The sequence below is a fragment of the Alteromonas sp. AWQ4_252 genome (genome assembly GCF_056158205.1).
In genome coordinates, this window is the sequence record NZ_JBSWSV010000001.1 from 2,400,608 (window position 1) to 2,412,292 (window position 11,685).

The 11,685-nt window shown below is 45.5% G+C and carries 10 protein-coding genes; 5 read left to right on the plus strand and 5 right to left on the minus strand.

The genetic code is table 11. From position 1 onward, the window contains the following. Positions 1-20: 20 nt before the first annotated feature. From betA to yciH, 5 genes are all read right to left on the minus strand, one after another. The gene (gene betA / locus ACXACM_RS10610) at positions 21-1,691 is read right to left on the minus strand and encodes a choline dehydrogenase (protein ID WP_474821619.1); all 1,671 of its coding nucleotides are present in this window, start codon (positions 1,689-1,691) and stop codon (positions 21-23) included. 9 nt (positions 1,692-1,700) lie between these two features. Then, positions 1,701-3,164, minus strand: a complete 1,464-nt coding sequence (gene betB / locus ACXACM_RS10615; protein ID WP_474821620.1) for a betaine-aldehyde dehydrogenase — start codon at positions 3,162-3,164, stop codon at positions 1,701-1,703. Between the two features lie 382 nt (positions 3,165-3,546). Next, complete coding sequence (gene pheA / locus ACXACM_RS10620) at positions 3,547-4,731, minus strand: prephenate dehydratase (protein WP_474821622.1); 1,185 nt, start codon at positions 4,729-4,731, stop codon at positions 3,547-3,549. Between the two features lie 279 nt (positions 4,732-5,010). Beyond that, positions 5,011-5,811: a response regulator gene (locus tag ACXACM_RS10625; protein WP_474821624.1), complete on the minus strand. Its 801-nt coding sequence runs from the start codon at positions 5,809-5,811 to the stop codon at positions 5,011-5,013. A gap of 52 nt (positions 5,812-5,863) precedes the next feature. Beyond that, positions 5,864-6,187, minus strand: coding sequence for a stress response translation initiation inhibitor YciH (gene yciH / locus ACXACM_RS10630; RefSeq protein ID WP_474821626.1), 324 nt, complete (start codon positions 6,185-6,187; stop codon positions 5,864-5,866). 220 nt (positions 6,188-6,407) lie between these two features. Between yciH and ACXACM_RS10635 the strand changes: the two genes are divergently transcribed. The 5 genes from ACXACM_RS10635 to ACXACM_RS10655 all read left to right on the plus strand — a co-directional run bounded on the left by ACXACM_RS10635 (position 6,408) and on the right by ACXACM_RS10655 (position 11,668). Further along, positions 6,408-6,713: an STAS domain-containing protein gene (locus ACXACM_RS10635; protein ID WP_474821628.1), complete on the plus strand. Its 306-nt coding sequence runs from the start codon at positions 6,408-6,410 to the stop codon at positions 6,711-6,713. Between the two features lie 16 nt (positions 6,714-6,729). After that, the gene (locus ACXACM_RS10640) at positions 6,730-8,379 is read left to right on the plus strand and encodes a SpoIIE family protein phosphatase (RefSeq protein ID WP_474821629.1); all 1,650 of its coding nucleotides are present in this window, start codon (positions 6,730-6,732) and stop codon (positions 8,377-8,379) included. 170 nt (positions 8,380-8,549) lie between these two features. Beyond that, on the plus strand, positions 8,550-8,984 hold the full coding sequence (locus ACXACM_RS10645; RefSeq protein ID WP_474821630.1) for a tellurite resistance TerB family protein: 435 nt from the start codon (positions 8,550-8,552) through the stop codon (positions 8,982-8,984). Positions 8,985-9,044: 60 nt separating this feature from the next. Continuing rightward, positions 9,045-11,117: a putative bifunctional diguanylate cyclase/phosphodiesterase gene (locus ACXACM_RS10650; protein WP_474821632.1), complete on the plus strand. Its 2,073-nt coding sequence runs from the start codon at positions 9,045-9,047 to the stop codon at positions 11,115-11,117. A 263-nt stretch (positions 11,118-11,380) separates the two neighbouring features. Next, positions 11,381-11,668, plus strand: coding sequence for a calcium-binding protein (locus ACXACM_RS10655; RefSeq protein ID WP_474821633.1), 288 nt, complete (start codon positions 11,381-11,383; stop codon positions 11,666-11,668). Positions 11,669-11,685: the final 17 nt, after the last annotated feature.

An 11,685-nucleotide genomic window follows, 5' to 3' on the forward strand; every position in this document is an offset into this window, starting at 1 on the left:
GTTACACAGATTTAGCGCCGTTAGGCGCCAATCACGCTGGAACGCTGGCGGTTTTGCCAGTTGCGTTCGTTTGCTACATCCGTGTTTTCAGGGTCTAGGGTTGAGTGCCCCAGAATAAGATCGGCAGCGCGCTCGGCTACCATAATTGTCGGTGCGTTGAGGTTTCCGTTAGGAATGGTCGGGAATATTGACGAATCCACAACGTGAAGATGTTCAATACCATGAACTTTAGTTTGAGAATTTACTACAGCCATCTCATCTTCCCCCATTTTGCAGGAACACGATGGATGATAAGCACTCTCAACGGCTTCTCGAACGAAAGCGTCAATTTCCTCGTCAGTTTGTACTTTAGCGCCGGGTTGAATCTCTTCGCCCCGGTACAAATCGAAAGCAGGCTGGTTGATTATTTCCCGTGTTAATCTCACGCAAGCACGGAAACCCTCAATGTCGTCCTTGTGCTGTAAATAATTAAATTGAATTGCTGGCGCTTGGGCCGGATTGTCAGATTTAATTTTCACCGAGCCCCGACTTTTGGGCTTGTTGTGTCCAATGTGAACCTGGAAGCCGTCACCTTTCACTGCGCTTTTCCCGTCGTAACGCATGGCAGCCGGAAGGAAATGGTATTGTAGATCAGGCCATTCCACTCCGGCTTTGGAGCGTATGAAGCCGCAGGATTCAAAGTGGTTGGTTGCGCCTAAGCCGTCCTTGAACAGTAGCCATCGAATACCGATAAGGCCTTTAGAGAATAGATCCAGTTTGCGGTTCAGAGTTATGGGCTGCTTGCAGTAAAATTGAAAATAAAACTCTAAGTGATCCTGAAGGTTTTCCCCAACTCCCGGCAGGTGATGAATGCACTCGATACCTGCTGATCCCAGGGTTTCTCTATCGCCGACACCGGATAATTGCAATAAATGGGGAGAACCGATTGAGCCAGCGCTAAGCACGACTGCCTTGTGGGCTTTTGCGGTAACGGTACCGCTTTTGCCAGTATACGTAACACCTGTGGCGACTTTGTTTTCAATGATTACTTTTTCCACCGTTGCATGGGTTACGATGGTGAGGTTAGTGCGGTGTTTAACTGGGTCTAAATATGCTCGTGCTGTGGAGCAACGCGTACCATTTTTCACCGTCATGTGCATGGGGCCGAAGCCTTCCTGTTGGGCTGCGTTGTAATCAAAGGTTTCGGCGTAACCGGCTTGCTTACCCGCCTCAATAAAGGCGCGGTACAAGGGGTTTTTCATTTCATTGCCGTTGTTTGTCCCTATCGGTCCGTCTTCTCCACGATATTCATCTGCTCCCAAATACCAGTCTTCAGCCCGTTTAAAATAAGGGAGGCAATGAGAATAGTCCCAGTTTTGAGCACCGTGGTCAGCCCACTCGTCAAAATCTTTAGCGTGACCACGAACATAAACCATGCCGTTAATTGATGAGGAACCCCCAAGCACTTTTCCTCTAGGACAATGCATTTTTCGATTGTTGAGAAATGGCTCAGGCTCAGTGTGAAATTGCCACGCATATTTGTCTGTGTTCATCGGAATGGACAAAGCTGTTGGCATTTGAATAAAAATGCTTTTGTCACTGCCACCGGTTTCAATGAGTAATACATTGTGGTTTGTGTTGGCCGATAAGCGGTTTGCCAGCACGCACCCGGCAGAACCGGCGCCGACAATGATATAATCGTAATTCTGCATAATTACTCCTTAAAACGGCGCGTCGAGTTTTACCATACCCATATAAACAGATTTCGTTTGGGTATAGTGGTCCAGCGTCTCAATGCCATTTTCCCGACCAATTCCCGATAACTTGTAGCCACCAACTGGCATCTCGGCAGGCGAGGCACCGTAACTATTAACCCAGCATATTCCTGCTTGTAATTGGTGGATGACGCGGTGTGCCCGCTGAACATCCCGTGTCATGATCCCGGCAGCTAACCCCAGAGGAGTATTGTTAGCCCGGAAGATCACTTCGTCTTCGTCTTTAAACGTAAGCACACTCATTACAGGGCCAAAAATTTCTTCGCGACAGATGGTCATGTCGTCACTGCAATCTGTGAATACCGTTGGCGCTACAAAATATCCGTTCGGTGCACTTTGAGGAGAAAGTGCATTACCTCCGGTTGCAAGGGTCGCGCCTTCTGCCTTGCCTTTCTCGATGTAATCGAGCACTAACTGCTGATGTTTTGCGGAAATAAGTGCACCAAAGTTGACATTGGGGTCCATCGGGTCGCCAGCGACAATGTTGTTTTCTGTTCGGTCTACAAGCTCAGCTATGAATTTGTCGTAAACGGCTTCATGTACAAAAACCCGGGTACAGTTCGTACACACTTCACCCTGGGTATAAAAATTACCGAGCATCGCTGCACTGACTGCTTCTGACACATCAGCATCGTCAAACACAATCAAAGGTGATTTTCCGCCGAGTTCCATGGTGACGTCTTTTAAGTTCGACGCCGCCGACTCCATGACTTTTCGACCGGTCCCCACTTCGCCCGTGAAAGACACCTTTTCAATATCGCTATGAGTGGTAAGCCATTGACCGACCCCTCCGTCACCGTGAACAACATTGAAGACACCTGGAGGAACACCGGCTTCGATAAAAACATTTGCAAGCTCCACTGCACCTCGTGGAGTTTCTTCTGAGGGTTTAAATATCATAGCGTTGCCTGCGGCCAAAGCGGGGGCGGATTTCCAACAGGCAATTTGAATAGGGTAATTCCACGCGCCAATCCCCGCACAGATGCCCAATGGTTCTTTGCGAGTGTAGTAAAAATCGTCGCCTACATTTTGTTGCTGGCCTACCTGTGTTGGCGCAAGGTTAGCGAAGTATTCAATGGCATCTGCGCCGGTTACGACGTCCACTGCGTTTGCTTCCTGAATAGGTTTCCCCGTATCCAGTACTTCGTAACCAGCGAGGGTGTCGTTCTTTTCTCTTAATAGTGCGACAGCCTTAAGGAGGATCCTCGACCGAGACATGGCCGTCATTGACGACCACTGTTGAAACCCTTTTTGGGCGCTTTCTATAGCTGCCTGGCGAATGCTCTCGTCCGCCACTTCCACTTGGTAAGTAACTTCTCCTGTAGCTGGGTTAATAACATCAAATGTTTCACCCGACTGGTTACTCAACGGGCGTCCGTCTATGAAGTTGCGTAGTACTGTAGAAGGCATGGTTTTCCTCAAATAAATCTATAACAAACGGTACAAAGGACAATTACCAGGCTAATGTGACTTGCCTGTGTACATTTAGGTAATATTGGGGTTTATACTTTGCCAGGTGTGAATTTGGCTCACTTTTCATTGAGCACTAACTATTCCTTTGAGGCAGATATAAACTATGTTGTGGGCTTGGTTGTAAATAAAGTGAGGCTATTGCTGTATTTATTAAATGCTTCAAGGTGTCTACAAACCTGGGTTTGGATAATCGCTGATGAAAAAACTCAGGCGAACACTGCCAAAATAGGATGGAAAAAGCAAACCGGCCTGAGTGACCGGTTCGAAAGGAAATGGAAATTTAGTGTGAACTAAAACTACTGTGGGAGCAAAGCGTGGATTAGTTTTCAGTGAGAGCGTTGGCTGCTGCAACCTTAGTTGGGCTAACCTCTTCACTTGGGTAACAGCCGAGCACCTGCAAATGACGGGTGATTTTTTTGAGGCTTTCTACCGCGGTCTGTACGGGCCCATCTTGCAGGTTTCCTTCAAAATCAATATAGAACATCTCTTCCCAAGGGTTGCCAGGAATAGGGCGAGACTCTAACTTCGTCATGTTAAGTTTGTTGTCTTTAAGCACCGTCAGAGCTTCGACCAAGGCACCAGGCTTCTGAACGGTCGACATGATTATGGTTGTCTTGGCGGGCACCTGCAAAGGTACAGTAACAGGTTCTCTCGAAACTACGAAGAAGCGACTGTGGTTTTCTTTCTGGTTCGCGAGGTTTGACTTAATAGCCATTAAGCCATACAGATTACCGCCTGCTTCACTGCCAATAGCTGCCACATCGTCCCGTTGCAGTTCGCTTACCGTAAGCATTGCAGAAGACGTACTGTCCATGGTCTTCACTTCAACATTGCCCAGCTCTGCTAAAAAGTGGCTGCATTGGGTAAATACCTGTGGATGAGCGTATAAAGTTTTAATTTTTCCAATGCTTGTATCTTTTGCAACTAGCAAGCTGTGTTTGATAGGGTGGGTGAGTTCGCCAATGATACTAAGCTGAGTGTGCTGGAGTTGGTCATAGACCTCGTTAATACTACCGGAGCTGGTATTTTCAATAGGTAAAACCGCATAGTCAGCTTCATTTTTTTCAACTTTTTGTACGATTTCAGCAAAGCTTTGACAACCCATTTCCATGAGTTCTCCGGGTCTGCGGGAAAAGTACTTTTGTGTGGCAAGATAGCTATAAGAACCTTTGTCGCCCAAAAATGCCACGCGATTTAATGGCAACGCACTTCCCGGGTTTGCGCGCTCTGCTAACATCGCTTGCTGATTGAGTACGCTGTCTTCAATGATCACGTGAAAAATTTGCGTAACATAATGCGGGTCAAGACCTGCTGCCTTGCCTTCTTTAATTAACCTTACAAGCAATTGCTCTTCCCGTTTTACGTCTCGTACAGGGATGTGATGCTTGATTTTTGTTTCTGCAACTTCATTGGTGAGTTGGCGGCGCTCAGCTAACAAGGTTAGCAGTTGGCTGTCAAGCTCAGTGATGCGTTTCCTTATTGCGTCTAATGCGGTGTCTGACATAGTGTTCCACTCGTGATTATGGCAAAAAAAAACCTCCCGTGAGGAGGTTTATACACGCGACATATCCTCCTTCAGGCGAAGGTGAAAAAGCCAAAAAAGAAGTTTGCAGCGTATACTATTTTAAATTTCATGCCCCTGACTTTAAGCTGCGGTTGCTTAAGTGTCAATAGTTTTTTACAGTGAGCATACCACCAAGAAATGGGCTCTATTCACACACAACTTTATTTATGTTAAGCACATGGCAAATCAAAAATACGGGGCTCACCGTCAGTGCATCAGCTATTCTCCGAGCAGGGCTGCAAGCATAGCTCGCACTTCCGTGGGCTCGAAGGGTTTGTCACACAACGCGTTGACACCAGTTTGCTGAATGTTTGCCATATGCATGCTGTCCGAAGCTTCGGACGTTACCATAATAATCGGAATGTGGGCTGTATCAGGGCTATAGCGAATAAACTCAGACAGTTCCCGGCCATCCATCTCGGGCATGTTGTAGTCGGTCACTACAAGGTCGAAAGGTGTATCTTTGATGTGTGTAAGGGCCATTGCACCGTTTTCTGCTTCGGTGATTTTCTTCAACCCCATGGATTCTAATACCCTGCGGATATGGTTTCGAGCCAATCGACTGTCATCAACAAGAAGCACTCTTACTTCATGAACATCAAATAATTCTAAATCGAGTTCGTCGTGATTTATAAGATCAAGGCTCGCTCTTAATGCGCGAGACAAGTGTAAGGGTTCAAAAGGCTTGGGCAAAATTGCGGCGACACCTGCTTGCTTGAACTCCTCAAGCTTCACCATTCGGCATTCACTGGAGACTAACATAAACGGAATCGTTGCATATTCCGGGTTGTCCTTAATGAATTTCAGTAATTCAATCGCTGTGCCATCTTCAAAATACATCGCGCTAACGACAAGGTCTGCGCTGTGAGACTCAATGGCCTGCCGTGCTTCAGTAATCGTGCTTACTGAATCAATTTCTCTGACATTTTCCTTGTGCAATAGGTTGGTAATAATTTTTCTTTGAGTGTCAGAGGGTTCAACTAACACTATATGTAAGTCAGCAATTGACAGTTTGTCCATGGGTTCTTCTCATTTAAAAGCGTCTTTCAGGAACAGCAGAAGGGTATCGAGGCTAACCACCAGCAAGTTTTACGTTGTAATTTTTTTGCGTCAGCAGGGTTTTCAATTTTTCCCTGTCGTCGGTTTGCACTTCGATCGTACCGTTTTTCACAGCACCACCACATCCACATTTCTTCTTTAATTCAGTGCACAGTGTCTTAAGTGCTTTTTCATCCAGATCTAATCCGTGGATAACGGAAACCCCTTTTCCTTTTCTTCCTTTTGTTTCGCGGTGGATCCTTACAATCCCATCTTTTGACACTGAGCGAGTTTCTGAAGTGGTTTCATTTTTTATCCGGCCACTCTCTGTACTGTAGACCAAATTTGAATCTTGCATAAGTTATCATTTTCCGTGTTGCTTATAATTAATAACACCTTTTAGAGCCGAGGGGACTCTGATTGCACAAGCTATTCCGCTTTCATAAAGGTGCCAATAATAGGTAAATATAGTCGAAAACCCAATTGAATTATAAAAATTACCATCATAATCTATTGAGAAAGAACGGATTCAGGCTACGCTTGTTATCAACTACCGATTAAAACAAGGTTTACAAACGATGGGCATAACTTCTGAGTTGACGGATAACGACACCACCCTGGTTATTAAGGTGGATGAAAAATTTGACTTTGGTAAAGTACAGGGCTTTCGTGATGCTTACGATAACCTACCCGAAAAAGTAAAAGTCATCGAAGTTGACTTGAGCGATACGGAGTACATGGACAGTTCCGCATTGGGCATGCTGCTAAATATGCAAAAAACACTGAGTGACAGGCAGATTGAGTACAAAATTACCCATTGCCGGGCGCAGGTTAGCCGCATTTTGAAAATATCCCGGTTCGACAAAAAATTTGTCATCGCTTAAGTCGCTATCCGTTCCCATGAGAATTTTAATTGTTGACGATGAATCGCTAAATCGATTTCTGTTAAAGCACATGCTTGAGGAAGAGGGCTACAGCGACTGCTTTGAAGCCCGGAACGGCGAAGAGGCGTTGACGATGGCGGAGCAAATTGAACCGGATTTGGTATTGCTTGACGTCATCATGCCAGGGATTTCTGGCTTTGATGTTGCGCCAAAGTTGAAGGCGATGAGCGCAAACCTCTACCTGCCAATTATTTTTATCACTTCGCTGGATGATAAAGAGAGTTTAGTAGAGTGTTTGGAAGTGGGTGGTGACGACTTTGTTTCAAAGCCTTTTGACAGAGTCATTCTGTCTGCCAAAATTCGTGCTCATAGCAGGATTCGTCAATTGAGCAGACAGATAGAACAGCAGAACCAGAGTTTGCTGTATCACCAGCGTCTCGTTGAGCGTGAACATGCCATTGTAGAACACATCTTCGACAATGCGATAGTTAACCAGCCCGATGTGCTTGGTTTTTTCGATAATATCATTTCTCCAGCGGCAGTATTTAATGGCGATGTGTTTTTATGTGAAGCGAGTCCTGCTGGCGGTGCATATTTTCTCATTGGTGATTTCACTGGTCACGGCCTGGCTTCAGCAATCGGCGTATTACCGGTAAGCCGTGCTTTTCAAGCCATGGTAAAAAAGGGGTTGGCGGTGAGTGAAATGGCCGTGACCATTAACGATACATTGCTTTCCCTACTGCCATCAGACATGTTTTTTGCCGCTTGTATCGTTGAAGTGGATATATCCGGAACCCGGTTTACCGTCTGGAATGGCGGCATGCCTCAGGTGATGCTTAAAAACGCCCATGACAGGCAATTGAGGTTTTTTCCATCCCGCCATATGGCACTTGGCATTCTCACGAACGACGAGTTTGATTCTGATTGTGATGTGATAGAAGCTGAGCCGGACGACCAATTATTGTTATATACAGACGGTCTTATGGAAGTGATGAACCCTTCAGGTGAAATGGCTGACGAGCACGGTATCATTGACTGGTTCAGCAAGGACGATGTTTCCACAGCTCAGGGTATGTACAACAAAGCTAAGTCTTTTCGGGGAGATGCACAGCAGACCGATGATATGACCATCGTTATCTTTAATTGTCAGTCACTTTCGTCTCTTAAACACGGGTTTTCCACCAACGAGCTTCCTTACACGATTAGTCTCACGCTGCAAGGGGCAGAGCTTCGAAACCCCCGAATTATAGATTCCCTCATGGAAATGCTCAATTCCCAGCCCGGTGTTGTTCTGGTGCGTTCAGACTTGTACACAATTTTCTCTGAAATTTTTAATAATGCCCTGGATCATGGTGTACTGCGCCTTGATTCGTCTATAAAAAATTCGCCAGAAGGCTTTATTCGCTTCTATGAAATCAGAGAGAAACGTCTCGGGGCGCTGGAGGGCGGGCAAATTCGTTTCGATCTGCAGTTTTTACCTGCAGATAATGCCTTGTTAGTATCGGTGAAAGACAGCGGAGAGGGGTTTGATTTCAACAAGCTGGAGGATGACGACCTGGCTAATACGTTTGGGCGGGGCATTTCACTTTTAAAGGAACTTTGCGATTGGGTTGAGTATTCCGAAAAAGGCACCCGTGTTACGGCCAGTGTATCCATGGCTCGCTAGAGAGTGTTGTTCTTCTTCCATAATGACCTGTTTGTCCTATCTTGGGGAACCTTAACAATCCATTGTTGTAGTCTGTTTTATAGAATCAACGTACTATAATAAACTCCCTTGTTGCCAAAGTGCGAGACGGGGATTGTTGTAATATAAACAACTGCACTTTAGGAGACTTTATGCTGAAAGCCGTTTTCGATTTGTTTCGCCAGGAAAAAAATGAGGGGGCCGACGCTCACACAGTTGAACTGGCGACTGCAGCCTTGTTAAGTGAAATTATTCGAGCAGACAACAACACTGACCCGCGGGAACTGGCGGCTTATGAATCGTTGCTATCATCTCATTTTTCATTGTCAGATAAGGCGCTCTCAGTATTAATGGAAGATGGGCGGGACTCGGCTGAAGAAGCAGTGGATTTAGCACAGTTTACCCAGGTTATTAATCAACAGTGTAATAATACTGAAAAGCAAGCTATCCTAAAGGGATTGTGGGAGGTTGCTTACGCAGACAAACAAATTGCTCCATTGGAAGAGCATATTATCCGGCGCATAGCAGATTTATTACACTTGCCTCACAGCCAGTTTATTAAAGCCAAATTATCGGTAACTGAATAGCGGTATATTGCATAACATAAATTAAGACTGGCGACGTGCTGTACTTAAGGAATGGAAGCGTTGTTTAAATCAATGAAGTGGCCATTGGCATTGGTCGTTGCTGGCGCAATTGCAATTTCGGTCTGTATTTTGTTTTTCTTGTCCTTAAGGGAACACGAGTCTCAGGTCACTGCGTTGCAACGTGATTATACTTACGGGCTTGCAGCAATGATTGCGGAAGATCTCAGCGACGAAATGGGTGCTGAAAACCTTTCCATTAAAGACATACAAACTGAGCTCAATACGCTCTCATCACTATCGAATGTCATCGCTATCCACATTTTCGATGCCGACAAACAACTCATCACCTATGCTTATTTTGGTGATATAAACACAACTGACAAAAACGCTGGAACTTCGTTTCCCCTGTTTGGCCAAGGCGCCCATGTGTGGGAAAAGCGGTTGTTGGCCGTCAAGCTCATTGAGCATGACGGTAGTGTGCTTGGCAGCGTAATTATTACTGCTCAACTGGCCGATTTTATCGAGGAAAACCGCTCCGCACTTGTCAATAGAACACTTCCGTATGTATTTGGTATTGTCCTGGTGTTTGTTCTGTTATCTGTATGGTTAATGGGGCGTTACCTGAAGCCGTTGCAAGCGCTCAGCAACTTCACTGAATCTATTTCTCAAAGTAAAAATTATACGTCCCGTTTTTCGCACAACGCGCACTACGAAGTTGCTCGTCTGGGAGAGAGCATTAACAGTTTCATTGAAACAATTGATGCTGAGCTGACTATAAACCAGGAACAAAACGATACATTAGTTGAACAGCAGCAGACCATGATGCGCCTGGCGAATTACGACAGTCTTACGGGCTTGCCGAATCGTCAGTTTGTGGTGGACAACTTACGTCTGGAGCTGGCCAGAGTTCGAAGAGCGAAAGGCGATCTTGCTCTTATTTTTTTCGATTTGGATGGCTTCAAAGGCATAAACGACTCCCTTGGGCATGAAACCGGCGATCTCATCCTGATTGAAGTTGCTGATCGGGTGAACAATTTACTGCGGGAGGGCGATCTCGTTGCTCGTCTGGGCGGTGATGAATTTATTATCGTGCCAGACCGAGAGGTCGCCGATGTGGCGCTGTGCAATCTTGCTGACAAACTCATACAAGCTTTCACTGAACCATTTTCTCTTCGTGGTATGGCCTTAACCGTTGGGGTAAGTGTGGGGATCGCAAAGGCGAGCGACGCCCAATTTGAGCTCAGTCAGTTAATGAGTAATGCGGACCTTGCTATGTACCGTTCAAAAGCCAAGGGGCGGGGAACGTACACGTTATTTACCATGGATATGGTGGAATCTCACAAACGCAAAATGTCTATTGCAAATAGCATTGATAACGCAGTGCGAAATGATGAGCTTCTCGTTTACTACCAGCCTAAGGTTGACATGCAAGGTGCCATTATCGGTTTAGAAGCGCTGATACGCTGGCAGCATCCCGATTTCGGTTTAATTATGCCTGGCGAATTCATTCCTATAGCGGAACAAGGAGGAAAGGTTTCTGTTATCACTTATTGGATGATGGAGCGGGTATGTATGGAATTACCCGATTTACAAATGCTGATATCAAGCCGGTTTCGGGTGGCTATTAATTTGTCTGGCCACGATTTGCGTCATACCAATTTATTTGACGATATTCACGCGCTGTTCCAGCGTTACCAGGTCGATCCGAGTTTTTTTGAATTTGAGGTGACCGAGTCTGCTTATTTGGAAAATTTCGTCATTGCCGATAAATTCTTTAAACGGCTAAGCAATTTAGGTTGTTCGATTGCCCTGGATGACTTTGGTACCGGGTATTCTTCCCTCAGTTATCTGACCAGGATAACCATCGATACGCTGAAAATCGATCGTCAATTTATTCGCGATATGGATAGCTCCAAGCGCAGTCTTCTGGTGACTGGCACTATCATTGATTTGGCAAACCGATTGTCGTTAACCGTTTGTGCCGAGGGTATTGAGCATACCAGTCAATGGCAATATTTGGCAGACCACGGTTGCGATCATATGCAAGGCTTTCTATTCAGCCGTCCCGTACCATTGTCTGGCTTACTGACCATGTCACAGAATTTCAGCCATTTGCTTTCTTCAGCAAAATAGCCCAAAAACGTTGTCCAATGTGGACGAAAAGAAAGTAAAAGTGTGTATAAAAGCATCAATTTCGAAGGTGTTGTGTGTAACTATTATGCAACACTGACATTCGTTTCTCCTTGGGCTAATAATTTAACCATTTGATTTTTCTTCGTAATTCCTTCCTGGCATTGTCTGTGCTACGCAAGTTGTGAATGCGATTATGGCTATTCGCGAATGATGTTCAGGCTGGCCCGCGCCTGCACCGTGTTCGCGTTTGAACACAGGAGAACATGATGAAACGCTTTGAAAAACTCTTTCTCGCTCTACTTACTTTGGTGACTGTTCAATCTATGGTGATTGCGGAATCTCAGGCGAATACAGATAAGGTCCCTACAGATACTGAGTTGCTGTTGCAGTTTGACGATGATCAGGATGGTTTCATATCTTTAAAAGAGGCGGTGGCAGACACACGTTTGTTGAGGCTTTTTAGCCGTATAGATGACAATGCTGACGGCTTACTCAGCACTCAGGAACTCATGAAAAGCGACTATGTAGAAATTATCACAATGTCGCGTTAAAAAGTGAATACAAATTC